Annotated in this window: 26 protein-coding genes and 1 pseudogene; 10 read left to right on the top strand and 17 right to left on the bottom strand. The window is 70.2% G+C overall.

Annotated elements, in window-relative coordinates; all coding sequences use genetic code 11:
• Positions 1 to 24 precede the first annotated feature (24 nt).
• Positions 25 to 1,443, bottom strand: a complete 1,419-nt coding sequence (gene pdxR / locus FHS44_RS22960) for a MocR-like pyridoxine biosynthesis transcription factor PdxR (protein ID WP_184717871.1) — start codon at positions 1,441 to 1,443, stop codon at positions 25 to 27.
• 46 nt (positions 1,444 to 1,489) lie between these two features.
• Between pdxR and FHS44_RS22955 the strand changes: the two genes are divergently transcribed.
• From FHS44_RS22955 to FHS44_RS22950, 3 genes and pseudogenes are all read left to right on the top strand, one after another.
• The gene (locus FHS44_RS22955) at positions 1,490 to 1,951 is read left to right on the top strand and encodes a carboxymuconolactone decarboxylase family protein (RefSeq protein WP_184717869.1); all 462 of its coding nucleotides are present in this window, start codon (positions 1,490 to 1,492) and stop codon (positions 1,949 to 1,951) included.
• A pseudogene (locus FHS44_RS42745) lies at positions 1,948 to 2,022 on the top strand (hypothetical protein); the annotation flags it as partial. The gene FHS44_RS22955 and the pseudogene FHS44_RS42745, both read left to right, overlap by 4 nt.
• A gap of 26 nt (positions 2,023 to 2,048) precedes the next feature.
• Positions 2,049 to 2,339, top strand: a complete 291-nt coding sequence (locus tag FHS44_RS22950; RefSeq protein WP_221461133.1) for a hypothetical protein — start codon at positions 2,049 to 2,051, stop codon at positions 2,337 to 2,339.
• Between the two features lie 4 nt (positions 2,340 to 2,343).
• Here FHS44_RS22950 and FHS44_RS22945 read toward each other — a convergent pair whose 3' ends face one another.
• The 3 genes from FHS44_RS22945 to FHS44_RS22935 all read right to left on the bottom strand — a co-directional run bounded on the left by FHS44_RS22945 (position 2,344) and on the right by FHS44_RS22935 (position 5,860).
• On the bottom strand, positions 2,344 to 3,123 hold the full coding sequence (locus FHS44_RS22945; RefSeq protein ID WP_184717867.1) for an ABC transporter permease: 780 nt from the start codon (positions 3,121 to 3,123) through the stop codon (positions 2,344 to 2,346).
• Between the two features lie 46 nt (positions 3,124 to 3,169).
• A complete protein-coding gene (locus FHS44_RS22940) occupies positions 3,170 to 5,158 on the bottom strand; it encodes an ABC transporter substrate-binding protein (RefSeq protein WP_184717865.1) in 1,989 nt (662 codons plus the stop codon).
• A gap of 120 nt (positions 5,159 to 5,278) precedes the next feature.
• Positions 5,279 to 5,860, bottom strand: coding sequence for a TetR/AcrR family transcriptional regulator (locus FHS44_RS22935; protein WP_184717863.1), 582 nt, complete (start codon positions 5,858 to 5,860; stop codon positions 5,279 to 5,281).
• 121 nt (positions 5,861 to 5,981) lie between these two features.
• Here FHS44_RS22935 and FHS44_RS22930 point away from each other — a divergent pair, with 121 nt between their 5' ends.
• Both FHS44_RS22930 and FHS44_RS22925 read left to right on the top strand, forming a co-directional pair.
• Positions 5,982 to 6,533, top strand: coding sequence for a DUF4242 domain-containing protein (locus FHS44_RS22930; RefSeq protein ID WP_184717861.1), 552 nt, complete (start codon positions 5,982 to 5,984; stop codon positions 6,531 to 6,533).
• Positions 6,530 to 7,570, top strand: coding sequence for an acyl-CoA dehydrogenase family protein (locus FHS44_RS22925; RefSeq protein WP_184717859.1), 1,041 nt, complete (start codon positions 6,530 to 6,532; stop codon positions 7,568 to 7,570). Before FHS44_RS22930 ends, FHS44_RS22925 begins: the two co-directional genes overlap by 4 nt.
• Here the strand turns inward: FHS44_RS22925 and FHS44_RS42405 are convergent.
• From FHS44_RS42405 to FHS44_RS22895, 6 genes are all read right to left on the bottom strand, one after another.
• Entirely contained in the window at positions 7,567 to 10,689 is a 3,123-nt protein-coding gene (locus tag FHS44_RS42405; RefSeq protein WP_184717857.1) for an ATP-binding protein, read from the bottom strand. The two genes, FHS44_RS22925 and FHS44_RS42405, sit on opposite strands and share 4 nt — an antisense overlap.
• Entirely contained in the window at positions 10,686 to 11,333 is a 648-nt protein-coding gene (locus tag FHS44_RS22915; RefSeq protein WP_184717855.1) for a hypothetical protein, read from the bottom strand. Before FHS44_RS22915 ends, FHS44_RS42405 begins: the two co-directional genes overlap by 4 nt.
• 4 nt (positions 11,334 to 11,337) lie before the next feature.
• Positions 11,338 to 12,222, bottom strand: coding sequence for a DUF559 domain-containing protein (locus tag FHS44_RS22910; RefSeq protein ID WP_184717853.1), 885 nt, complete (start codon positions 12,220 to 12,222; stop codon positions 11,338 to 11,340).
• A gap of 233 nt (positions 12,223 to 12,455) precedes the next feature.
• Positions 12,456 to 13,766, bottom strand: coding sequence for a M20/M25/M40 family metallo-hydrolase (locus FHS44_RS22905; protein WP_184717851.1), 1,311 nt, complete (start codon positions 13,764 to 13,766; stop codon positions 12,456 to 12,458).
• Entirely contained in the window at positions 13,763 to 14,503 is a 741-nt protein-coding gene (locus FHS44_RS22900; RefSeq protein ID WP_184717849.1) for a GNAT family N-acetyltransferase, read from the bottom strand. The genes FHS44_RS22905 and FHS44_RS22900 overlap by 4 nt, the downstream gene beginning before the upstream one ends.
• A 63-nt stretch (positions 14,504 to 14,566) precedes the next feature.
• On the bottom strand, positions 14,567 to 15,265 hold the full coding sequence (locus tag FHS44_RS22895; RefSeq protein WP_246435797.1) for a GbsR/MarR family transcriptional regulator: 699 nt from the start codon (positions 15,263 to 15,265) through the stop codon (positions 14,567 to 14,569).
• 192 nt (positions 15,266 to 15,457) lie between these two features.
• Here FHS44_RS22895 and FHS44_RS22890 point away from each other — a divergent pair, with 192 nt between their 5' ends.
• Positions 15,458 to 16,663 (top strand): cytochrome P450, encoded by a 1,206-nt coding sequence (locus FHS44_RS22890; RefSeq protein ID WP_221461196.1) that lies wholly within the window; start codon positions 15,458 to 15,460, stop codon positions 16,661 to 16,663.
• Positions 16,664 to 16,667: 4 nt separating this feature from the next.
• Here FHS44_RS22890 and FHS44_RS22885 read toward each other — a convergent pair whose 3' ends face one another.
• Positions 16,668 to 17,225 carry an ABC-2 transporter permease gene (locus FHS44_RS22885; protein ID WP_221461132.1) on the bottom strand — a complete coding sequence of 186 codons (558 nt, stop codon included), beginning with the start codon at positions 17,223 to 17,225 and terminating at the stop codon, positions 16,668 to 16,670.
• Between the two features lie 285 nt (positions 17,226 to 17,510).
• On the opposite strand from FHS44_RS22885, the gene FHS44_RS22880 reads away from it, so the two are divergent.
• Both FHS44_RS22880 and FHS44_RS42400 read left to right on the top strand, forming a co-directional pair.
• On the top strand, positions 17,511 to 18,743 hold the full coding sequence (locus FHS44_RS22880; RefSeq protein ID WP_184717843.1) for an RNA-guided endonuclease InsQ/TnpB family protein: 1,233 nt from the start codon (positions 17,511 to 17,513) through the stop codon (positions 18,741 to 18,743).
• Between the two features lie 39 nt (positions 18,744 to 18,782).
• Positions 18,783 to 19,163: a LuxR C-terminal-related transcriptional regulator gene (locus FHS44_RS42400; RefSeq protein WP_184717840.1), complete on the top strand. Its 381-nt coding sequence runs from the start codon at positions 18,783 to 18,785 to the stop codon at positions 19,161 to 19,163.
• Between the two features lie 575 nt (positions 19,164 to 19,738).
• Here the strand turns inward: FHS44_RS42400 and FHS44_RS22870 are convergent.
• Positions 19,739 to 20,167: a hypothetical protein gene (locus tag FHS44_RS22870; protein WP_184717838.1), complete on the bottom strand. Its 429-nt coding sequence runs from the start codon at positions 20,165 to 20,167 to the stop codon at positions 19,739 to 19,741.
• A 186-nt stretch (positions 20,168 to 20,353) separates the two neighbouring features.
• Here FHS44_RS22870 and FHS44_RS22865 point away from each other — a divergent pair, with 186 nt between their 5' ends.
• Together FHS44_RS22865 and FHS44_RS22860 are read left to right on the top strand one after the other, a co-directional pair.
• On the top strand, positions 20,354 to 20,707 hold the full coding sequence (locus FHS44_RS22865; protein WP_184717836.1) for a VOC family protein: 354 nt from the start codon (positions 20,354 to 20,356) through the stop codon (positions 20,705 to 20,707).
• Positions 20,707 to 21,159: a pyridoxamine 5'-phosphate oxidase family protein gene (locus FHS44_RS22860; protein ID WP_184717833.1), complete on the top strand. Its 453-nt coding sequence runs from the start codon at positions 20,707 to 20,709 to the stop codon at positions 21,157 to 21,159. The genes FHS44_RS22865 and FHS44_RS22860 overlap by 1 nt, the downstream gene beginning before the upstream one ends.
• 1 nt (position 21,160) lies before the next feature.
• On the opposite strand, the gene FHS44_RS22855 is transcribed toward FHS44_RS22860, so the two are convergent.
• The 5 genes from FHS44_RS22855 to FHS44_RS22835 form a co-directional block, all read right to left on the bottom strand.
• Positions 21,161 to 21,388, bottom strand: a complete 228-nt coding sequence (locus FHS44_RS22855; RefSeq protein WP_184717831.1) for a BldC family transcriptional regulator — start codon at positions 21,386 to 21,388, stop codon at positions 21,161 to 21,163.
• Between the two features lie 9 nt (positions 21,389 to 21,397).
• Positions 21,398 to 21,631 (bottom strand): hypothetical protein, encoded by a 234-nt coding sequence (locus tag FHS44_RS22850; RefSeq protein WP_184717829.1) that lies wholly within the window; start codon positions 21,629 to 21,631, stop codon positions 21,398 to 21,400.
• Between the two features lie 281 nt (positions 21,632 to 21,912).
• Entirely contained in the window at positions 21,913 to 22,239 is a 327-nt protein-coding gene (locus FHS44_RS22845; RefSeq protein WP_184717827.1) for a hypothetical protein, read from the bottom strand.
• Positions 22,236 to 22,541 carry a hypothetical protein gene (locus FHS44_RS22840; RefSeq protein ID WP_184717825.1) on the bottom strand — a complete coding sequence of 102 codons (306 nt, stop codon included), beginning with the start codon at positions 22,539 to 22,541 and terminating at the stop codon, positions 22,236 to 22,238. The genes FHS44_RS22845 and FHS44_RS22840 overlap by 4 nt, the downstream gene beginning before the upstream one ends.
• Positions 22,538 to 22,861, bottom strand: a complete 324-nt coding sequence (locus FHS44_RS22835; RefSeq protein WP_184717823.1) for a hypothetical protein — start codon at positions 22,859 to 22,861, stop codon at positions 22,538 to 22,540. Before FHS44_RS22835 ends, FHS44_RS22840 begins: the two co-directional genes overlap by 4 nt.
• Between the last annotated feature and the right edge of the window lie 13 nt (positions 22,862 to 22,874).

Below are 22,874 nucleotides of genomic sequence, written 5' to 3'. Positions count from 1 at the left end.
GGGGCTTTCGCCGTTCCGGCGGGTTCACGGGGCAGGTGGCAGGATCTCGCAGAGGGCGGCGAGGGCGGCGGCGTAGGCGTGGTCGGACGGGGTCGCGTAGCCGACGACGAGGCCCTCAAGGTGGGCGGAGGTTTCGGGGTGACGGAAGCCCGCCAGCCCGTCCAGGGACACGCCGCGCCAGGCTGCGGCCTTCAAAGTGGCAGCCTCGGTGCCGTACGGCAGGCGCAGGACGGCGTGCAGGCCCGCGGCGATGCCGGCCACCTCGATGTGCGGAGCCTGGTCGGCGAGGGCCTCCGCCAGACGGTTGCGACGTTCGCGATACCGCTGGCGCATGTGGCGGATGTGCCGGTCATAGGCGCCGGAGACGATCAGGTCGGCGAACGTGAGCTGGTCCACGACGCTGGTCCAGCGTTCGCGCTGGCCCTTCACCGCCAGGACCGGGTCGACCAGGCGTTCGGGGAGCACCATCCAGCCGAGCCGGAGGGCGGGCGAGAGGCTCTTGCTCGTCGAGCCGACGTACAGGACGTGCTCGGGATCGAGCGCCTGGACCGCGCCCACCGGTTCCCGGTCGTAGCGGAACTCGCCGTCGTAGTCGTCCTCGATCACGACGCCGCCGCGCTCGCGTGCCCAGTCGACGGCGACGTTGCGGCGGGCCGGGGTGAGCGGACCGCCGATGGGGAACTGGTGGGCGGGGGTGAGCAGCACCGAGCGGACACCTCGCCGCCCGGCCAGGTCCTCGGTTCTGGTGCCGTGGTCGTCCAGGCCGAGCGGCACCGTCCTGACCCCGTCGGCGGCCAGCAGGGAACGGTGGAACGCCAGGCCGTACGCTTCGACGGCCAGCGTGCCGCGCAGCACGCCGCCACCGAACAGCAGGCGTAGCGCGTCGGCGAAACCGGCACAAACCACGATGCGTTCCGGTACGGCCCGCACCCCACGGACGCGGGCCAGATAGTCGACGAGCGCGGTGCGCAGCTCGATCCGCCCCTGGGGATCACCCGGCCCGAACGCGTCGTTCGGCGCGGACGCGAGAGCGCGGCGGGTCGAGGTGGACCAGGCGTTCCTGGGGAACGACGACGCGTCCGGCTGGCCCTGCGTCAGGTTGTGCGCCGGGGCGGTGGGCAACGCCCGCGGCTTCTTCGGCACCCGCGCCGTCTTCGCGGGAGCCGCGCGTTCGGCGACCCGGGTTCCCGAGCCCTGCCGCGCGGTCAGCCAGCCCTCGGCGACCAGTTCGGCGTAGGTGTCGGCGACCGTGTTCCTGGCGACCCCGAGGTCGACCGCGAGCGACCGGTAAGGAGGCAGCCGCACCCCCGGGGCGAGCCGCCCGTCCTGGATCGCCGCCCGCAGCGCCCGCCCGAGAGCGGCCCGCCGTGATCCGGTCCCGTCCAGCTCAAGATGCAGGTCAGCACCGATGCGCTCTGCGGAATTGACCCATGATTTCGGCACTGGAATGCACCTCCTGGGCGGTCTATGAGCTCCCTAGGTTAGTGCCGTGACGAACACCGCGCCCCGCCTCAACTTCGCCGCCACCGCCCCGAAGGCGTTCAGATCCCTGATCGGCTTCGACGGCGCCGCCCGCGACGGCCTCGACCCCGCCCTGGTCGAGCTGATCCAGATCCGCTCCTCCCAGCTCAACGGCTGCGCCTACTGCCTGCACATGCACGTCACCGATGCCCGCAAGGCCGGTGAGGACGACCTTCGCCTCCACATGATCGGCGTCTGGCGCGAGGCGAAGAACTTCTTCTCCCCCCGAGAACAGGCAGCGCTGTCCCTGACCGAAGCGGTAACCCTGATCGCCGACGCCGGTGTCCCCGACGAGGTCTACGCCGAAGCCGCCGCCCAGTTCGAAGAGGCCGAGCTGGCCCACGTGCTCGCCGTCATCCTCACCATCAACACCTGGAACCGCGTCGCCATCGCCACCGCCAAGATCGCCGGAACGGACGAGCGCCGATGACGATCGACGCCTCCGTCCGGATCCGCGTCGCGCGACCCTCCCGCGACCTGGCCGCCGCCGAGACCTTCTACGTCCGGGGCCTGGGCCTGGACGTCCTGTGGCGCACCACCGAACACGTCCCCGGCGAGCACGACCTTCTCATGGTCGGACCCACGACCCCGACGCCCCGCTGGAGCACACACCCACGGTCGACGACCTCCTCGTCCTCTACCTGGCCGGTCCCATCGACCAGACCCTGCTCGACCGGCTCCTGTCCACGGGAGGCGTCCGCGTCCCCTCCCACAACCCCTACTGGGACGCGCACGGCGTCACCCACACCGACCCTGACGGCTACCGCCTCGTCCTCAGCACCCGCTCCTGGAACCCCGGCACGGTCGCAAAGCAGTGAAGGCCTAGGAGGAGGACCCGGTGCGGTTGCCGCTGAGGATTCGGTCGAGGAGGAAGCCTATGGCTCCGATGAGGAGCATCGTGGCGGCCAGGCCCTCGTAGTCGAGGTTGTCGCGGGCGTTGAGGACGGCGTAGCCGAGGCCCTGTGAGACGCCGAACATCTCCGCGGGGACGAGCACCACCCAGGCGACGCCGAGGGCGACCCGCAGGGCCGTGCGGAGAGGACCCGCGAGGGCGGGGATGACGACGCTGCGGACGACCTCCCAGCGGGTCGCCCCCAGGGAGCGCGCGACCAGCACTGCGCCGGGGTCAAGGGCCCTGGTGCCCGCGGAGACGCCGAGCACGATCGGCCACACCGCGGCGAGCGCGACCAGCGCGACGACGGGGGCGTCACCGGACCCGAGCAGGACGATCACCAGGGGCGCCCACGCCAGCGGGGAGGTCATGCGTAGGAACTGCACGACCGGGGCGGTCGCGTACTCCACCAGCGCCCTGGAGCCGAACAGCAGCCCCAGCGGTACGCCCGCGACCGTCGCGAGGAGGAGGCCGAGGAGCAGTCTGCGCAGCGACGCGGTGATCGCCGAGAGGGTCGCGTGCCCGCCGAGCTGTTCCACAAGCGCCGCGAACGCGGAGGCGGGTCCCATCCTGGACAGGATGGCGTTGCCCGCGAACACGACCCGCGTGGCCAGCCACCACAGCGCGACGACCAGCAGAACCGTCCCGGCACGGGCCGCGATCCGCGCCGCCGTACCGTTCCCGCGACGAATGATCAGGACACTGCTCATGGCTCGACGACCTCCGTACCGCTCCCATGCCGAGTATTCAGAAAGCTCATGGCTCGACGACCTCCGTGCGCGTCCCTGCCACGCCGAAGGCCCCGAGCCCGCCCGCGCGGGTGATCGCGGTGGAGGAGATGTCCACGGCGACCAGGTCCCGGTGCACGGTGGCCGGGTCGAGGGTTTGGAGCCAGCTCACGTCCGCGTCCACGGTCGTCTCCTTCATCGCCCGGACGAGCGCGTCGGTGTAGGTCGGGTAGGGGTGGGGCTGGAAGTCGACGCGGTTCGACCTCCACTCCGGGTGCCGTACCGCGCCGGAGGTGACGTAGGCCGGGTCCTGGTGTTCGGCGAGGGTGCGTTCCAGGGCGGGCAGCGGCTGGGGGAGGTAACCGCCCGCCGAAAGACGTCCGGCCGCGGCCTTCCTGTCCTTCCTGATCGCGAGCTGCGCGGCGACGATGGCCTCGGTCGCGCGCAGCGCCACATCGGGGCTCTGCCGTACAAGAGACTCGCGCACGACGGTCACGCAGCAGGCGTGGTCCTTCCACACGTCGCCGGTGAAGCGCAGGATCTTGCCCATCCCGCGCACCTCCCCGACGGCGCAGAACGGCTCGGCGACGATGTAGCCGGAGATCGAGCCGGAGGCGAGCGCCGCGGGCATGTCGGCGGGCGGGATGACGACGAGCTGGACCGTACGGGCGGCCGTGCTCGGCGGGGTGTCGATGACCGCGGTGATCCCGGCGGCGCGCAGCAGTTTCTGCAGGACGACGTTGTGCACCGAGAACCAGGCGGGGATGGCCACGTTCGTGCCCACGAGGTCGTCCACCGAGTTGACCTTGTGGGCGACGGTGAGCGCCGAGCCGTTCGTGTGGTTCCAGGCGAGCACCTTCACCGGCACCTTGGCGTCGTAGCGCAACTGGACGGCCAGCGGCATCAGGAGGTGAACGATGTCGACGTTGCCACCCTGGAGCGCCTCGACGAGCGGCGCCCAGCCCCGGTAGAGGATCGGCGGCGGGGTCGTGATGCCCCGGTTCGCGAACTGCCCCGAGTCGTGGGCCAGCAGCAGCGGCGCCGCGTCCGTGATGGGGAGATAGCCGATGCGCAGCGTCTCACCCCCTCCGGCCGTGCTGGCTCCGGCCCTGCTCGCCGGGGTCAGCGCCGCCCCGGCCACGGGCAACGCGAGCAGCGCGAGCGAACCGGCGACGACCAGCGCCTCCCTGCGGGTCGCGCCCTTTTCCACCAGGGTCTCGTACGGCACCGCCTCCGAAGCACCCGAATCAGGCGCCGCCTCAGAGCCGCCCAAATCAGACACGGCGTCCGAGCCGCCCAGGTCGGAGCGTTCCGCGGTGGAGGTGAAGTGGGTCAGCAGGTCACGCCTGGCGGAGCCGTCGGCCAGGTCCTCGCGGCGCCGTACCGGAGACGGCAGCACCTCAAGCGGTTCCCCGCCGGTGTGCAGCAACCCGATCCGGTCCCCGAGCAACAGTGCCTCGTCCAGGTCGTGCGTCACCAGGACCGTCGTGAGCCCCAGCCTTTCGTGTACGGCGCGCAGCCAGTCCTGCAGATCGGCCCTGGTGAGGGGGTCGAGCGCGCCGAAGGGCTCGTCGAGCAGCAGCAGCGAGGGCCCGGCGACCACGGCCCTGGCGACCGCGACCCGCTGCGCCTGCCCGCCGGAGAGCTGGGACGGGTAGCGGTGCGCCAGGTCGGCGATGCCGAGTTCGGCGAGGACCTCGGCCACCCTGAGATCGGCGTTGGACACCCTGTTGGCGCGGTACTCCAGGCCGAGGCGCACGTTGCGCGCGACAGTCCGCCACGGCAGCAGGTGCGGTGCCTGGAAGACGGAACGGGTGTCCTGCGGGCGCCGTACGGTGCCGGAGGTCGGGGTCTGGAGCCCTGACAGGACGCGCAGCAGGGTGGATTTTCCGGCTCCCGAGGGGCCGACGAGGGCGAGGAACTCCCCCTGTTCGAGCCGGAGGTCGATACCGGCCAGGACGTCGTGACGGCCGTAGCGGACGCTGACGGCGGAGAGTTCGGCGATGGACTGCGGCATGTGACCGTCCCCTGGAAGGTGGTGGCCCCACGGAGCACAACACCCCATGGAGCGCCACAACGGCGAACGCACGGCTCGAAAAGCCCGTTCGCCGGAAAAACCTACCAGACAGACATGTTTTTATTGAAGGCCCTCCCGGGCACCGGAGGAGAGCAGCTCTCGGGCCATCTCACGGGCCAGCTCGACGGGCGCCGTGGAACGCGCGGCCTTCATCCCGGCGATCCCGCCGTCGTAGAGGACCTGGAGGCGCTCGACCAGGGCGGGGACCCGCTCCCCCCGACCGGTGAGAGCCTCCGCCCACCGGGCGCGCACCCAGGACCGGTGGACCTCGACGGCCTCCGCGACCGGATGGCTGGAGTCGGGGAACTCGGTAGCCGCGTTGAGGAAGACGCAGCCCCGGTAGGAGCGTCGCCGCGCGGCGGCTATGGCCAGGTCGAACGAGAGGAGCACCCGGTCCACGGGATCTTCGACCCCGGTGACCGCGGCCCGGTAGACGGCGCGGTCGGTGGCGTCCTGCCGCTCCAGGTAGGCGACGACGAGCGCCTCCTTCGACCCGAACGCCTGGTACAGGCTCGCCTTGGCGACTCCGGCCTCGGCGATGATCTGGTCGATTCCCACAGCGCGGATGCCGTGAAGGGGAAAGAGCAGGCTCACGGTCTCCAGCAGGCGCTCGGCGGGGCGGGGAGACGAGAGGGCGGTCATCACGGCAGTTTACGCTTCCGCGCCCGGGGAGTTGTGCCCGACGAGGCGTGGCGTATGCTCACCTTGTCTACAGACAGGTCTGTCTACATGGGTGCGGTTTCCGCACCCGGAGGAGGGCACGATGGCGCTGTACCTCATCGAGCTTGGCATCGGGACCGCCGACCGGCCGACGGTCGAGGAAGCGATCGCCGAGGTCGCACGGCGGGCCGCCACGGCGGGCGGCGAGCTGATCGAGTCCCAGGTGACGGGAGACCTGTCCCGCGCCTACGTCGTCGTCAGCTCGGAGGCGCCCGGCGCCCCCCGCCTGGACCTGGCGGCGCTCCCCGGCATCACCACCGTCGCGGGTCCCGACGAGGTCAGGCTCGTCGGAGCCGAACTCGACGACATCAAGCGCGCGAAGGGCACGGCGGACTATCTCGTCGAGTGGGACATCCCCGAGGATCTGGGCATGGACGACTATCTCGCCAGGAAGAAGGCCCGCGCGCCGCTGTACGCGCAGGTCCCCGAGGTGAGTTTCCTGCGCACCTACGTGCGCGAGGACACCGCCAAGTGCCTGTGCTTCTACGACGGTCCCGACGAGTCGGCCGTACTGCGGGCCCGCGAGGCGGTGTCCACCCCGGTGAGCCGCCTATTCGAGCTCGACCGCGGCGCCGACGGAAAGCCGACGCGGTGACGAACTGGCGCGAGAACCTGCCCGGTCTGCGGGAGTACGTCGCGGACCGGGCCGCCGCCACGGACCGCGGCGAGACCGACCTGCGGGACACCCTGCGCCACCTGGGAGAACGCGGCCTGCTCGGCCTGGACGCCACCCCCGGCGACACCGGGGTCACCGACGTCGCCGAGCTGCTCGAACTGGTCGCCGCCGAGTGCCTCAGCTCGGCCTTCTCCTGCTGGGCGCACCGGATGGTGATCGAGTATCTCGGTGCCGCCGAGAGCCCGGCCCTGCGGCGGCTGCGTGACGAGCTCGTCGAGGGGACCGTGGTCGGCTCGACCGCCATGGCCGCCGCGCTCCAGGAGGCGGCGGGCATGCGGACCGTCCCCGTCGTCGCCACCCCGCAGGCGGACGGCTACCGGCTGGACGGCCCGATCCGCTGGGCGTCGAACCTCGTCCCCGGCGCCGTGATCGTGCTGCCCGCGCGGGTCGGCGACACCGACGCCCGGGTCGTCGTGGCCGTGCGCGCCGGTGACCCCGGCGTCTCGGTCGCCCCGCCCGCGCGGCTGCTGGCCCTCAACGCGACCGCGTCGTCCTCGGTCACCCTCGACGGCGCGCGGGCCACCGCCGAGCACGTCGTCACCGACGATCTGCGCTCTTTCGTACGGCGTGCCCGCCCGGTGTTGCTCCTGCTGCAGACCGCGTTCTGCGTCGGGCTCACGGACCGTGCCCTGGAGGAGGCGCGTTCCGCCGCGACCGGCGAGGGCTCGGTGCTCGCACCGGACGTGGAGGCCCTCGCCGTACGGCTGGCCGACGTGCGCGGGCGGGCCCGCCACGCACAGCGGGCGCCCGCCGAGGCCGATCCGCGCGCGGTCACCCAGCTCCGCTTCGACGCGGCGGAGCTGACGCTGGCGGCGACCCGGCTTGAGGCGACCGCGCGGGGCGGGCTCGGCTACGTCACGTCGAGCCCGACGAACCGGAGACTGCGCGAGGCGGCGTTCCTGCCCGCGCAGTCACCCAGCGAGGTCCAGCTCCGCTGGGAACTCTCCCGGTTCTAGGGATTGGCCCTGGCAACGACCTCCTCGGCGGTCAGCGGAGCCTTGGGGTGGTGGGACAGACAGAGGGGGACCAGGGTCTTGGCGAAGGGGGTCCCCTCGGCCGCCAGATAGAACTGTCCCGTCGTCAGCCGGGAGACGTCGCTGACGGCGCCGCCCTTCGACCTGGCCATCTCCTTGACCGCCTCGATCTGGGCCGGGGAGTTCAGCAGGCCGAAGAACTGGGTCGCGGCGTTGCCCGGGATCCAGTTGTGCAGCCCCTTGGGCGCCTGGGTGGCGAACACCAGGCCGAGGCCGTACTTCCTGGCCTGAGTGGCCAGCGCCAGCGTGCTCCGCGTGCAGGCGGTCATCCCACCGGAGGGCGCGAAGGTCTGCGCCTCGTCCATCACGAACAGGCCGCCGAGCGGACGGTCCCCCGCCGGGTTCCTCCTGATCCAGGCGAACAGCGCCATCTGGAGCTGGTTCACGAAGCTCTGCCGCTGCTCGTCCGACGGCAGGCCGACGAAGCTGATCACCGAGACCCGCGCCCGCTTCCCCGGCGGCGGCGTGAGCAGCACCCCGGGATCGACCGGCGTCCCCTCCCCGGCGAACAGCGGGTCGTTGACCATCGCCGCCATCAGCGTCTGCGCCAGCTCGGCCGCGACCTTGCCCGCGTTGGCGAGTTCGCTCACGCCGTACGGCAGGTCGGCCAGCAGTTCGATGAGGCCGGGCATCCCCACCCCGCCCCCGCGCCCGTAGTACACGAGCGCCTCCCGAAGCACGGCCAGCCCGACCTCGGTCTTCGCCGTCTTCGTGGTGAGCTTGGCGCGCGGCGCGAGCGCGGCCACGGCGGCGTCAACCGCGACCCCGAACTCGTCGGGATCGGCCGCGACACTCGCGAAGTCCGGCAGCGGCTGGAAGCTCAACGGCCGCCCCGCCGTACGGCGCGGCGTCCAGACCACGACGTCGGTGGCCGCGAGATACTCCGCCGCCTTCGCCTCGTCGCCGGGTCCCCAGCCCTCCGGCGGCTCCGGCCAACCGTCGCCGAGGCGGGCGAGGTCGTTGTTGGGGTCGAGCACGATCGCGGAGACTCCCCGGAGCGCGCACTCCTCGACCAGACGGCGGATGAGGACGGTCTTGCCCGACCCCGACCCGGCGAAGATCACGGTGTGCTTCCTGAGCGCCTCAAGATCAACCGACACGGGCCGCCCCCCGGTGACGGTGCTGCCGAGCGGGACGTACGGCGGCTGCCCTGCGGGCTCGGGCGTCACGATCTGGACAGTCTCCGGTGCGGGATCTGTTGTGGGGTACGGCCCGGCGTCGATCTCGGTCTCCGGGAGGGTGTCCCCCAGGGCCTCGCGGAGCAGTTTCACGTCCCGGGCCGGGCGCCGTACGGCCAGCCAGGCCCGCAGGTTCGGCGGGTTGTCCGCGTAGAGCTGCCGCAGCGCGGCCAGGACCCTGAGATCCTCCTCGTCCACCGTGAGCACCCGGCCGCCCGCCTTCTCGAACTCGGCGACGGCGGCGATCGTCTTCGGCCCCTGCGTCCAGGCCACGTTGCGCAGTACGAACAGCCGTCTCCGGGAGACCTGGGCGTTCAGCCCGGCCGTGACGGAGGCGGCGCGCAGGCGGCTGAGGGCGGCGATGTGGTGCGTGGCGGCGATAGCCCGGAACGCCCAGTGCTCCTCGTCCTCGGTCTCCTCGTTCAGGGTGCGCCGCAACCGCGCGTGGAGCGGGGGCTTGCTGCTGGGCGGCGGATCCACACTGAACTGCGCTCCGGCCTCCCCGAGCCCGTCGATCCAGGCCGACAACCCGGCCGCGAGCAGCGCGGGCATGACGGCGTCCTCGACGGTGGCGTTCAGGGCGTCGTCGGTGGGGGTCTGCCGCCGGAGGTCGGCGAACCGGGCGTCGAGCTCAGCGAAGGCAGAGAGGGGAACGATCTTCGGCGGCAGAGGGTCAGTAGTCTGGTCGAGACGCTCAAGCTCCCTTACCTGCTGATCTGCCAGGCAGGCATTGATGTGGGCGTCGATCCTCGTCAGAAGTTGCCGGGGGGTGTACTCGCTGGCGTTCTCGAAGACGGTCGGCCGAATCGGCCAGGTCGGGTACGGCGGAGCGAAGCCAGCCTCCGCGAACCTGAGGGCGAACCGCTTTCCCACCAATTCCTGGGCGGCCTCGGCGCTGGGCAGGGGCTTGAGGTCGGGCATCACATTGAACCGGTCGCGGGCGGTGTCAACGGCGTACGTCTCGATGAGGGTCCAGGTCTGCTGGATGCAGGAGACGATCGTCAGGGTCCTGCGGGTGGCCTCGCGCAACGCCATCAGACCACCGGCCACCTGGTCGATCGTGATCAGGTCATTCCAGTCGTGTACCGCCGTACCGTCGGTGCTGAGCGAGGAACGAATGACGAGCCCGTCGATCTGGTCAACGGCGATGGCGGACGGTCCGGTCAGCGCGAGCAGGCGGGAGATGTCCTTGACCATCTCCTGCGGCGTCTTGGGGAGTTGCCGGATGCCCCAGGCAGCGCGCCCATCGGATTCCTCCTCCCGCAACGCGCGCAGGAATCCCTCGCCAATGTCCTGGGCACCGTAGTCGGCTCCCGCGTACAGCACAAGGGCACGCAGGGTGTCCCTGGTGTCCTTGCCGACGTGGGAGTTGAATGTGCGCACCCCGTTCACGAAGGTGTCGAGGCTCTCCCGTGTCACCGCACGGTTCCCGATCACCTCGCGGTGCACCCCACGGGGCATGTCGGTGAGTTCGGACAGCCGCCGTAGCAGGATCTTGAGTTGGCTCTCCCCTTCGGCTCCGTTCCTGGACAGGCCGTCGAGGATGGCGGAAAGGGCGCTCTCCCAGAAAGCCTGCGCGTCCAGCAGTTCGATAAGGAAGAAGTAACCACCGTCCTGTTGGATCCGTTCCCGAATCCAACCGAGCAGCCGGGTCTTGCCCGTACCCCGCTGCCCGCGCAGGACCAGGCCGATGGGGTTGGTCGCGCCCCCGGTCACCACATCGTCGAGGCCGCTGAGGATGGCGCGTTCCACGGTCCGGTTCAGACCCTCGACGTGGAAGGCCGCTGGGCTCCACACGTCAGGCAGTCCCTCGACGTAGTTGCCCCTCAACCTCCGGAGGGCTTCGAGCTCCGGGGTGCTCACAGCGCCTCGATCGCGATGAGGTGCTTCTCCTGCTCCCCAATGATCACCGCGGCGGCCCTGGCCTCCGGAGTGAGGGTTTTCCTGTTGCTCTCCGGCACGATGCTCACCTCAGGAATGTGGATCATCCCCTTGAGCGCGATGTCCACCTCTTCCCGCGTGGCGTCTCCGAGCAGCGGGCGCAGCCGTACCAGGTTGATCCAGTCACCGGGCTTGTCGGCCAGCTTCGCGTAGGCGGCACGGATGCGCGTGGTGACATCTCCTTCGACTTCCACTTCGACAGGAGCCTCTGGCGCATCCTCCGGAAGGAAGAGTTCGAGGAACCCTCGTCCGGTCCGCGTCAGGATTCCACGGACCAGGGACAACAGGGCGAGGCTCATCGCTCCACCCGCGCCACGGGGGGCGGAGATATCGGACACAACCGCGAGCTTCAGTTCCTCCCACCCCCTGTCCGTCAGGATGTGGACAAAAGAACGCCCCTGCTTGCTGCTCTCAATGAGCTTGAGGTCGTTCAACCTCTCGCGGGACGCCTTCTTGAGGGCAACGCCATAGCGCTTCTCCAGGTCGGGGTTGGCGATCTCCTCCCCCTCAACCGCCAAAACCATCAAAACCGTGATTTCAGTGAACGAAAGCCCTGAATCAGACATATCTCTACCCTTCATGCTTTTCGCGGCGGGAGCGGAGAAACCGCTTCAGTTCGCGCAGTACGGCTGGCATATCGGTCAAGACGCGCTCATTGGTGAATCGGATGACCGCGTAACCGTCCTCAATGAGTCGTTCGTCGCGTAGACGATCCCCGGCGAGGTGATCCGGACTGCGATGCTCCCGGCCGTCGAGTTCGACGACGCAGCGTTCCGCCTGCCAGAGCAGATCGACCTTGATGGGGTTGACCAGCGGATGTGGCTGGTAGGTCTGGTTCCAGGCCCGTCCCGCCGCCCAGGCGTGCGCGCTGAGTGCCCGCTCCAGGGCCGCCTCGACGGAACTGCCCGGATGCGGCCGCCCCGCCACGGCCACGGAGCCGGTGACGGAAACCACCGAAGGAGCGGCGGGGCCGTACTCGCCGATGGTCAGGACCGGGACGCGGTCCACCGCGCGCAAGGGTGCGCCGGTGAGCCAGAGGCCGAGGCCCCCTCGGTGGGTGAGCCATTCGCCGGCCGCGACCAGCGCTTCCTCCCCCACGGGCGAAAGGCCCTCGGGGACCGTGGCCAGGACCACGGTCTGTGGGCGGCCGAAGCTCGTGGCGTAGGCCATGGCCAGTCCTTCGGCCCGTGTCTCGACGGGGACAGGCCGGTGGGGCAGGCGCAGGGCTCCGGCCGCGAGGGAGCGGGCGGCGAGGTCGGCGAGGAAGGCGGCGAGGTCGCGACGGCCCCTGACCTTCCGCCTGGCCAGTTCGCGTACGGCGGGCAGCGCGAGGCCTCCCGGCCCGGTGAGGTCCGCCGCCTCGGGGAGCCAGGCGGGGTAGAGACCGGTGACGGCCTTCTCAAGCGCGTCGAGGATCTCGGCGACCGTCTCCCGTACGGCCCGGCCACCACCCACAATGTGGGGAAATATCGCAGGAAAACTCGTGGGAAGCGTCGGCGGGGCCGTGGAATTCGGCTGACGGATCCAAACGACCCGGCGCGCGGGTAACTCGGTCCACGACTGCGCCACACCGTTTCCTTCGGGATGCCGGGGTACGGAGTTTCGACCCAGCAGACCCTAGGGGAGCGTACCGATCTATGTATACATTTCCCGGAAAATGCTCTTCAGGTTGATAAAGCAGTCAGAGGTCAGCACGCACGTAGGAAACGGTCGAGAACCCGGGTGCCGAACTCCAGGGCGTCGACCGGCACGCGTTCGTCCACCCCGTGGAACAGCGCCGTGAAGTCGAGTTCGGGCGGCAGCTTCAGCGGCGAGAAGCCGAAGTGCCGCACGCCGAGCCGTTGGAAGGACTTCGCGTCCGTACCCGCCGACAGCATGTAGGGCAGGAGATGGGCGCCGGGGTCCTCCGCCGTGACGGCCGCGGCCATCGCCTCGACGAGCGCCCCGTCGAAGGTCGTCTGAACCGACGGCAGGCTGTCCCACTCACGGACGATCTCCGGCCCGAGAATCTCGGCGAGCTCGGCCTCGAAGTCCTTCTCCCGGCCGGGAAGCATCCTGCCGTCCACGGTCGCCCTGGCCACCGAGGGGACGACGTTGGCCTTGTATCCAGCCTCGAACATCGTGACGTTCGCGGTGTCCCTGAGGGTCGCGCCAACCATCCTCGACAGGTTCCCGAGCCGGGCGACCGCGGCCTCCGGGTCGTCGGGGTCGAACGGAACGCCGGTCAGCTCGGCGACGCCGGTGAGCAGTTCACGCACCGGATCGGTGAGCACGAGCGGGAAGCGGTGCCGTTCGAGACGGGTGATCGCGGCGGCCAGCTTCGCCACCGCGTTGTCCTCGTGCAGCATCGCCCCGTGCCCCGCCGTACCCCTGGCCAGCAGGCGAAGCCACAGGCCCCCTTTCTCCGCCGTCTGGACGAGGTAGGCGCGCACGTCGTCGGCGAGCGTGACGGAGAAGCCGCCGACCTCGCTGATCGCCTCGGTCGCGCCCTCGAACAGCTCGGGACGGTTGTCGACGAGCCAGCGGGCGCCGTAGAAGCCCCCCGCCTCCTCGTCTGCGAGGAAGGCGAAGATCAGGTCCCGGGGCGGGACGACGCCGTCGCGTCTGAAGGAGCGCGCGACGGCCAGCGTCATGGCGACCATGTCCTTCATGTCGACAGCGCCGCGTCCCCACACGTAGCCGTCGCGCACCTCCCCCGAGAACGGGTGCACCGACCACTCGGCCGGGTCGGCGGGCACGACGTCGAGATGGCCGTGGACCAGCAGCGCGCCCCGCGTGGGGTCGGCGCCGGGAAGGCGGGCGACGACGTTGCCCCTGCCCCGGGCTCCGGACTCGACGTAGGTGGTCTCGTAGCCGACCTCGGACAGCTTGGCCGCGACGTACTCGGCGGCCGCCCGTTCCCTGCCCAGCGTCGTGGGGTCGCCGACGTTGGTGGTGTCGATCGCGATCAGCTCACTGGCCAGGGTCACGACCTCGGCGACGGCCTGCTCGACGCTCACGCGACCGGGACCTGGTCGGGCACCCGCACGGCGAGGAACGTCGTCCTGCGGCGGAGCCGGAAGCCGAGTGACTCGTAGAGGCGGATCGCGTTCACGTTGCTCGCGGCGGCGTGCATGAACGGCGTCTCTCCCCTGCTCCGGATGCCGTGGGCCACGGCGAGCACGAGCCGGGTCGCCAGTCCCTGTCCCCGGAAGGCGTCGTCGGTGCAGACGGCGCTGATCTCCGTCCAGCCGGGCGGGTGCAGCCGTTCGCCCGCCATCGCGACGAGCGCGCCTTTCCTGCGGACGCCAAGGTAGGTGCCCAGCTCGATGGTCCTGGGCAGGAACGGCCCCGGCCTGGTCCGCTCGACGAGGTCGAGCATCTCCGGCACGTCCTCCTTCCCCAACCGGACCGCCTCCTCGTACGGCGCGGCCGCCACGCCGTCGTCGACCAGTTGGACCCCGGCAAGGCGCATCACCACCTCCCAGCCGTCGGGCGGCGGGACCTTCACCCCGTTGAGGGGGACGACCTCTCCGGGACCGACCAGGGCGGCGATGTCCTCCCAGTCGGTGGCGTCGGGATCCTCGGGGAGCGCGGCGAAGGTCGCGACATCGGCCGGGTAGCGCAGCACGTTGCCACGTCGTTCGGCGAAGTGGGCGTGCGGTCCGTTCAGGGACGACCTGGCGGGGGCGTCCAGGGGGTGCGGCTCGCCCGTCGCGACCCGTGCCGAGTGAGCGTCGAGGGGAACGTCCGACATCCGGCCCTCCAATAACCCTGCATTCCTACTTGAATAGAAGGGATAATTCTCTCCTGTCCGGCGTTATTCCCTCGCCCGCCGGGGCCAGCGGAACACGACACGGGCCCGGGCGGACGTGTGCCAGCGTTCCGCCGACGCCAGCATGTCCAGGCTGACCCGCTCCATGAGCTCTCCTCCCCTGGCCAGGCGCCGCCCCACAGAGCTGTCGAGCCCGAATGCCCTGGCCGCCTCCTTCGAGCGCCGCGCCACCTCAAGGGTCCGCTGCGAGCTGACCACGATCGAGTGGTACCACGCGTCGTCGTCGACCACGTAGACGTCGCGCCGCCGCCGGGGATCGCGCTCGCGCCGGACGAACCCCTGCTCGACCAGGTAGTTCACGGCGACGGAGACGGAGGCCGGGCTGACCTTCAGCCTGCGGGTCAGCTCGGCCGCGGTGCGCCTGCCGCCCTCGGACAGCAGCAGGTCGAGGTGGACGCGCGCCATCATCCTCGGCAGCCCCGTCCTGACCGCTATCTCGATGATCTCCTCCTCCAGCGCGCCGGTCGGCGACTCGGCCCCGCGCGGGGGTGCCGGGGTGCCGCGCCGGGCCCGCTGGAGGGTGGCCTGGTGTGCCCGCTGGGGCTGGTAGCCGCTGGCACCGCCGTTGCGCGCGATCTCCCTGCTGATCGTCGAGGTCGGCCGGTCGAGCCGCCTGGCGATCTCGGCGTAGGGGAGTCCGTCGGCGAGCCCGGTCGCGATGCGCTGGCGGTCCCGCTGGGTCAACCGTCCTCCTGGCATGCCGTCATTATTGCCTTCGCCTCCATCCATTGCAACGATCGGTTGCGTTCACCCCCAGCGTCATTGCACTGATTTATCGCCATTTATCTGGGCAAACACTCAACCCCCGATTGACAGGATTTCTGAACGCAACGTAGCTTTCGAGATATACAAAACACGTACTATCGCGAGATGAGGATGACCGTGGAACACACCGTCACGACGCTGCCGACCACGCGCGGGCCCGGCTGTCCCTTCGACCCGCCCGCGGAACTGGTCGAGGCCCAGGAGCACGGTCCCATCAGCCGCTTCACCTTCCCCGACGGGCACCGGGGCTGGCTGGTCACCGGCTACGACCTGGTCAGGGCGGCCCTGGGCGACCGGCGCTTCAGCTCGCGCAAGGAGCTCATGCGCCACCACCCGCTGATCGACTACGGCGACGTCGAGGTCCCTCCCGCGCCGCCCGGCGAGTTCCTGCTCATGGACGGGCCCCGGCACGCGCGCTACCGCAAGCCGCTGGTCGGCAAGTTCACCGTACGGCGCATGCGACAGCTCACCGAGCGCGTCGAGCGGATCACCGCCGACCACCTGGACGCCATGGAGAAGACCGGGCCGCCGACCGACCTGGTGACCGCGTTCGCCAAGCCCATCCCCGCCATCGTGATCTGCGAGCTGCTCGGCGTGCCGTACGAGGACCGGGGGTCCTTCCAGCGGCACGTCGAGTCGTTCGTCAGCGGCGAGACCAGCGACGAGGACCTGATGGCTGCCTACGTCGCGACCCAGGCCTACCTCGCGGAGCTGGTGGCCGCCAAGCGCGCCAACCCCACCGACGACGTGCTCAGCGACCTCACCCACGGCGACCTGACCGACGAGGAGTTGCGCGGGATGAGCCTGCTCCTGCTGGCGGCCGGGCTCGACACCACAGCGAACATGCTGGCCCTGGGCACCTTCGCGCTGCTGCGCAACCCGGCGCAGCTCGCCGCGCTGCGCGCCGACCCCGCGCTCACCGACCGGGCCGTCGAGGAGCTGCTGCGCTACCTGAGCGTCGCCAAGATGTTCATGCGGGCCACGCTTGAGGACGTCGAGCTCGGCGGGCGGACCATCGAGGCCGGGACGACGGTCCTGCTGTCCTACAACACCGCCAACCGCGACCCCGAGCACTTCCCCGACCCCCACGTACTCGACCTGCGCCGGGACGACGGCGGGCACCTGGCCTTCGGCCACGGCGTCCACCAGTGCCTTGGCCAGCAGCTCGCCCGCGTCGAGATGCGCGTCGCCTTCCCGGCCCTGCTGAACCGCTTCCCCACGCTGCGCCTCGCCGTACCCGAGGAAGAGGTAGTCCTGCGCCCGGAGACCGCCGACATCTACGGCGTCAAGAGCCTGCCGGTGACCTGGGACGTGTGACGGCTCAGGCGTCGCGGCGGCGCAGCACGAGGTAGCCGCCCCCGAGCGAGAGCGCGACCCAGAGCACGAGAACGCCCATCCCCGTCCAGGGACCGAAGTCACGGCCGAACCTCGGGTCGCCCTCAGGCCCGGTGAGGTGCATGATCACCGAAGCCGCCTGGTCGGGGAGATACTGGGTCACGGTCTTCAGGCCGGAGATGTTCCCGAGCCCCTGCGAACCGAGGAACAGCAGCGGCATCAGGATCGCGAGCGGCCCCGCAGAACCCCGCAGCATCGTCGCGACCCCCATGGCGAACACGCAGATCAGACCCAGATAGAGCCACGCGCCGACGACAGCCTGCCCCACCCCCGGCGCGCCGATCAAGATACCGTACGGCCCCAGCCCCACCTGGGCGGCGACGAAGGACACGGCCACCGAGACCGCCGAGACGCCCAGGGCCGTCAGCGCCCCGGCCAGCACCTTGCCCGCGTAGAACAGGCCGCGTCGCGGCACCGCCGTCAACGAGGCCGTGATCGTCCCCGAGGTGTACTCGCCGCCGACCAGCAGCACACCGAACACCACCAGGGGAAGCTGACCGCTCTCGTTGGAGGGTGCAGGCCCCGTTCTTCAGGGCGGGGTAAGCCCGGAACCGTCCCGCGTGTCTTGCCGTTCGGCCCACCATGTGTAGGGGACGAGGACGGCTTGGGTTTCGCCGTACTTCTCCACGATGGTGTGCTCCCCGGCCAGGTGCGCCGCTCCGACGCGATGGCCAAGGTTGTCTCGGAGTTCCCGAACGCTCATACGCTCAACCATGATCCCGCAGGGTACCATTGGATATCTTGGGTGTTCCGTGGAGGGAGGTGTTTCATGCTGTCCGGCCGCAGGTATCGGATCGAGTTCACCCCGGCACAGGCCGAGTTCGCCGAACAGATCGGCGGTATTTGCCGGTCGGTGTGGAACACCGGCCTGGAGCAGCGCCGGGAGTATCGGCGGCGCGGCGCATTCATCGGCTACGCCGAGCAGTGCAGGCAACTCGCCGACGCCAAACGGGATTTCGGCTGGCTGTCGGACGCGCCCTCCCACGTGCTCCAGCAGACGCTCAAGGATCTGGACCAGGCGGTCACAACCCACGGGGCCTGGAAGATCCGGTGGCGGTCCCATCGCAGGTGGTCGCCGTCGTTCCGGTTCCCCGACGCCAAGCAGATCGTCGTGCAACAGATCGGCCGCCGGTGGGGCCGGGTGAAACTGCCGAAGCTTGGATGGGTGCGGTTTCGCTGGTCGCGTCCCCTCGGCGGTGTCGTGCGCTCGGCCACGATCACCCGCGACGGCAGGAACTGGTTCGTGTCGTTCCTCGTCGAGGACGGCAAGAGCACTCCCGAGGCGCATCCCGGCCCGGCTGTGGGGATCGACCGGGGAGTGGTGGTCGCCGCGACCACGAGCGACGGGACGTTCCACGACCGGCCGTTCATCACCGGCGGCGAGAGGCAACGGTATCGCCGCCTCCAGCACCAGCTCGCCCGCACCCGTAAGGGCAGCAACCGGCGCAAGCGCGTGGTGGCCAAACTGGGCGCGCTCATGCGGCGGGTCCGCTCCCGCCGCGCGGACTTCAACGCCCAGCTCGCCGCGACGGTCACCGTCCGGTACGGCACGGTCGTGCTGGAAGACCTCACCACGAGGAACATGACGGCCACAGCGAAGGGCACCATCGAGCGGCCTGGCTCTCGGGTCACTCAGAAGTCCGGCCTCAACAGAGCGATCTTGGATAAGGGCTGGTATGGGCTGGAACTCGCGGTGAACAACGCGGCCCGGCACACCGGCAGCAAGGTGATCAAGGTCCCGGCGGCGTACACGTCCCAGACGTGCTCGGCATGCAGGGTGGTGGATGCGGCATCGCGTGAGAGCCAAGCGCGGTTCGCCTGCACCTCCTGCGGCCATGTCGAGCACGCCGACGTGAACGCGGCCAAGAACATCAAGGCCGCCGGGCAGGCGGTCTCAGGACGTGGAGACCTCGCCATCAGGCGGTCTGTGAAGCGTCAACCGCCCCGGCCACGAGCGCGGCAGCATGCCGCGCCAGCGGCACGGGGAATCCCGGTCCTTTAGGGCCGGGAGGAAGTCAAGTCGTTCGGCACCGAGCCCAACGTGGTGCGGGCGCTGCGGGGCGGCGCGGCCGGGTTCGTGCTCAAGAGCTGCACGCCCGACGAGCTGATCCGTGCCGTCAGGGCGGCGTACGGCGGCGACGCCTACCTCTCTCCCCCGGTGACCAGGCTGGTCCTGGACATGGTCACCCCCGCCGAGATCGAACGCGGACGCCGGGCCTCCGAGCTGCTCGGCACACTGGCCCCCCGCGAGTCCGAGGTCCTGCGCCTGCTGGCCGAGGGCATGTCGAACGCCGAGATCGGCCGTGGCCTGTCCATGAGCGAGGCGTCCGTCAAAACCTACGTGAGCCGAATCCTGACCAAACTCAACTGCTCCAACCGCGTCCAGGCGGCCCTACTGGTCAGGGACGCGGGCCACTCCTGATCCCGTACGGCGAAGCCGATCCGTGGAGGCCGTGTGCGCACACCCGCTCCCACGCTGCGAGCCGTACCGCCACGCGCGTCCCGAGTAACCCACTCCGCGAGGCGCGGCCACAGACGTCACACGCCTGTCCCGATAACCCGTTCCGCAGGCCGTACCCCCCCGCTTGTCCCCGTGACCCACTCCGCGATGCGGGCTGTCCCCTCACGCGCGTCCCGGGTGACCCACTCCGCGAGGCGGGCCATAGACGTCACACGCCTGTCCCGGCAACCCATTCTGCGGGCCGTACCGTCACGGTCCGCTCCGCGAGGCGGAGAGTAGACGTCACGTGTCCGTCCCCGTGGTGCGGGCCCGTCCCCTCAACGCTCGTCCCGGCAACCCGTTCCGCAGGCCGTACCTCATACTCATCCTGGTGACCCGCTCTGCGGGCCGTACCGTCGCGGTCCGCTCCGCGAGGCGGAGCGTAGACGTCACGCGTTCGTCCCCGTGATGCGAGCCCGTCCCCTCACGCTCGTCCCGGTGACCCGCTCTGCGGGCCGTACCCCCACGTGATCATCTTCACGGTGTGGGCCGTACCGTCATACGTGTTCGTCCTTCGCCAGCCTGGCGACGACCGGGTGCGGCGCGTCTCCGTGGTCGCCTCGGGTGATCTTTCTGACCTGTTCGCCGTTCCGCCAGATCCACGTCGTCCTGTTCCGCCTGACGTACACCTCGTCCACGTCGGCCGCCAGGGAGTGTGTCACCGCCCACTCCTCGGCCTGCGGCCAGGTGGTTCTGAGGTGCTGGATCTCCAGTTCGCCGTCCTTCGGCACGGTGCCCAGCGCGTATGCCTCGACCGGCCACGGCGCCGCAGGTCGGGGACGCGCGCCCCGCACCGGGACCGTCCACACCAGGGCGCCGAGCGCCACGAACGCGACCATCCCGACCACCACCACGAACCCCACCATGGTCTGCGCCTTCTCCCATCGGGCCATCGCGCGGGGACGCCAGCGGTACCGAGCGAACACCCGGACAACCCCCGAGGTTCCCATCGACCCAAAAAGACGACGCGTTACCGTCTTCTACGATTTATCCATATAAGCCGTAATTTATGTCCACATACAGGTGACCGGTCAGGATTCGAGAAGCGCCCGACCGTGGGCCGTCGATAGCGTGGTTCCCGTCCGACACAGACGATCCACCCAGGAGTGATCATGGCCGACTCTTCCCACCAGGGCATCAAGACCGTGCTGCACCCGGTGACCGACCTCGAGAAGGCCAAGGCGGTCTACACGGCCCTGCTCGGCGTGGCGCCGCAGGCCGACTCCCCCTACTACGTCGGCTTCGACGTCGAGGGCCAGCACATCGGCCTGGTGCCCGCCGGTGGACCGCAGAGCCCGGACTCGCCGGTGGCCTACTGGCACGTGACCGACATCGAGGCCAAGCTCGCCGAGGTGACCGCCGCGGGTGCCACCCTCAAGGAGGCCGCTCACGACGTCGGCGGCGGTCGTCTGGTGGCCACGGTCACCGACCTCGACGGCAACGTCCTCGGCCTCCTCCAGGACTGATGAGCCCCGAACCGCGTTCCCGCGCCCGCCGCCGTCGCGACACCGAGTACCGGCTCGCCCACGACGTCGATCTCTGGGTGGCCAGCGCCTCGGCGGACGGCGTGCCGTACCTCGTGCCGCTGTCCTTCGACTGGGACGGCGAGGCACTGCTGCTGTCCACCCCGGCCGCGAGCCCGACCGGCAGGAACCTGGCCGCCACCCGGACCGTACGGCTCGCACTCGGCCACACCCGCGACGTGTCCATGATCGAGGGCGAGGTCGAGGTCCTGGAGATCGACGCCCTGCCACCGGAGCTGGGAGACCGGTTCGCCGAACGCACCGGCTTCGACCCCCGCGAGTCAACCACGCCGTACCGCTGGTTCAGGGTCGTCCCCCACCGCATCCAGTCCTGGCGCGAGGTCGACGAACTGCGAGAACGCGACCTGATGCGCGACGGCCACTGGCTGGTCTGAATCACCGCGAGACGATGAGGGCGTTGATGTCGCTCTGTCGGTAACGGCGCTGCCCACTCGGCGTCCTGATCGACGGAATCTTCCCGGTGAGCGACCACCGGTTGACGGTCTTGGGATCGACGCCGAAGATGTGCGCCACTTCGCCGGGGGTGAGAAGCCGGTCGGTGGTCTCTCCTGTGGCGAAGGTTCCGTCGGGCGTGGGGGGTTTCTTCTTTGTCCTGTACGGCATGCGTGGCCTTCAGTAGCGGAGGTTGTGGAGGATCTTGTCGTGGCGTGCCAACGCGCTGACCAACCGGCGCAGGCTGGTACGGCCCAGCACGTCCCGAGCCCCGGCTTTGCGCTGGTCGGGCCGCAGCGGGTAGTACCGGATGGCCCACCACCGGGGCAGTCCGGGCAGGTCGCGTTGTTCGTAGCGCCAGCCGGGGTGCGTGCTGACGAGCACGTCGATCAGCCGCCGTTCGAGATCGGTCATGGTCGTCCCTGGTGCGGGAGTTTCAGGAATGGATGGGGCGGGTGCCCGGCCCCGAGCCGGGGAGCACAGACCGGGCACCCTGGAGGAGGACCGGCCTTCCACACGTTGTGGAAGACCGGTGCGCCAGGCGGCTCCCCCTTCCCCAACACGCCCTGCCATGTCCCGACGTGTATGGGAGCCGCCTTGCGAGGTGTGCGGCCCAAGCCCTCCAACCTGAGCCGCACGTTCATGGGGTACGGCGGGCAGAGGACGGGATGATTTCCCCTGCCCGCCGTACCGGCTTAGGAGCGCAGAAGTCTGCGCAGGCCAGGTGGCCGCTGACCGGCCCGCCCGGCCTGGACGGTGACGGCCCGGACGGCATGAGCGGTTCGGGCCTGAAGCGCACGGGCGACGGCCACGGCCCGGATGCTCGGCGGCACCACCGGGAACACCTGAGCGGCCAGCTTGCGGTCCAACTCCTCAACCGACGCGGCCCGCACCAGCGACACGCTTCGAGATCCCGGTCTGTACGGCAGAGCACGCCGATAAGCGCTCCACACCCCGGTCGCCGAGTTGTGGAACACGAGCCAGTCCGGGTGGGCTTGCTGTACGGCCTCGCAACTCCTCACGCCGCCCTCCCCAACGACTCAGAGAGCGGCATCCGCAGGATCAGCAGCGTCTCGGTCTCGCGCATCCGCTGCTCCAAGCCTTCGGCGGTGGCGTCACTGATCATCACCGGTTGCGGGGAAGGCCAAGCGCACAGGCCGAAGAAGCGGCGCATGCTCAGGCTGTAGAGCACCGACCATCCCGGCGAGATGCTTCCCAACACCTCAGCCTCCGCCCGAGCCGGGCCGTCCCACACCCGCCGATACACCGGGGTGTGCGCCTGCCCGTCGCGGTGGCGTCCTGCGGGCCGGGAGCGTCCGATCACGAGGCCGCCCCCTCCTCCGCGCCGGAGCCCGCCGCCAGACGGGCCAGGTGGTCGGCGATCTGACGGGCCGCCTCCTCGGCCTGCTCCACCGGCACCTGAAGCGCCCGCTCGTTCCGGTGCTTCCAGAAGTAGATCCGCTCCCGACGATCGGTCCAGATGACAACCTCCCGCCCCGGGACCTCCACCCGGGGAGCACCGTCCTCACACACGAACACCGTCTCCACCCGCAACCGAGCCAGCAAACTCTGCAGGTGACGCAGCTGAGGCGCCTTGGGGTCGTAGAACCCCTCGCTGAACTTCCGGCGCAGAGCATCGGTCATGGGCGTATTGAGT

Origin of the sequence: Streptosporangium saharense (genome assembly GCF_014203715.1) — a bacterium.
GTDB lineage: Bacteria > Actinomycetota > Actinomycetes > Streptosporangiales > Streptosporangiaceae > Streptosporangium > Streptosporangium saharense.
The sequence above is the reverse complement of the archived record's forward strand: the minus strand, read 5'-3'. Positions and strand labels throughout refer to the sequence as shown.

Coding starts and splice junctions, on each gene's coding strand:
- FHS44_RS22945 (WP_184717867.1), bottom strand. CDS start 3,123: ATGAGCAGTGTCCTGATCATTCGTCGCGGGAACGGTACGGCGGCGCGG.
- FHS44_RS22940 (WP_184717865.1), bottom strand. CDS start 5,158: ATGCCGCAGTCCATCGCCGAACTCTCCGCCGTCAGCGTCCGCTACGGC.
- FHS44_RS22935 (WP_184717863.1), bottom strand. CDS start 5,860: ATGACCGCCCTCTCGTCTCCCCGCCCCGCCGAGCGCCTGCTGGAGACC.
- FHS44_RS22930 (WP_184717861.1), top strand. CDS start 5,982: ATGGCGCTGTACCTCATCGAGCTTGGCATCGGGACCGCCGACCGGCCG.
- FHS44_RS22915 (WP_184717855.1), bottom strand. CDS start 11,333: ATGTCTGATTCAGGGCTTTCGTTCACTGAAATCACGGTTTTGATGGTT.
- FHS44_RS22900 (WP_184717849.1), bottom strand. CDS start 14,503: ATGTCGGACGTTCCCCTCGACGCTCACTCGGCACGGGTCGCGACGGGC.
- FHS44_RS22890 (WP_221461196.1), top strand. CDS start 15,458: ATGACCGTGGAACACACCGTCACGACGCTGCCGACCACGCGCGGGCCC.
- FHS44_RS22880 (WP_184717843.1), top strand. CDS start 17,511: ATGCTGTCCGGCCGCAGGTATCGGATCGAGTTCACCCCGGCACAGGCC.
- FHS44_RS22865 (WP_184717836.1), top strand. CDS start 20,354: ATGGCCGACTCTTCCCACCAGGGCATCAAGACCGTGCTGCACCCGGTG.
- FHS44_RS22860 (WP_184717833.1), top strand. CDS start 20,707: ATGAGCCCCGAACCGCGTTCCCGCGCCCGCCGCCGTCGCGACACCGAG.
- FHS44_RS22855 (WP_184717831.1), bottom strand. CDS start 21,388: ATGCCGTACAGGACAAAGAAGAAACCCCCCACGCCCGACGGAACCTTC.
- FHS44_RS22850 (WP_184717829.1), bottom strand. CDS start 21,631: ATGACCGATCTCGAACGGCGGCTGATCGACGTGCTCGTCAGCACGCAC.
- FHS44_RS22835 (WP_184717823.1), bottom strand. CDS start 22,861: ATGACCGATGCTCTGCGCCGGAAGTTCAGCGAGGGGTTCTACGACCCC.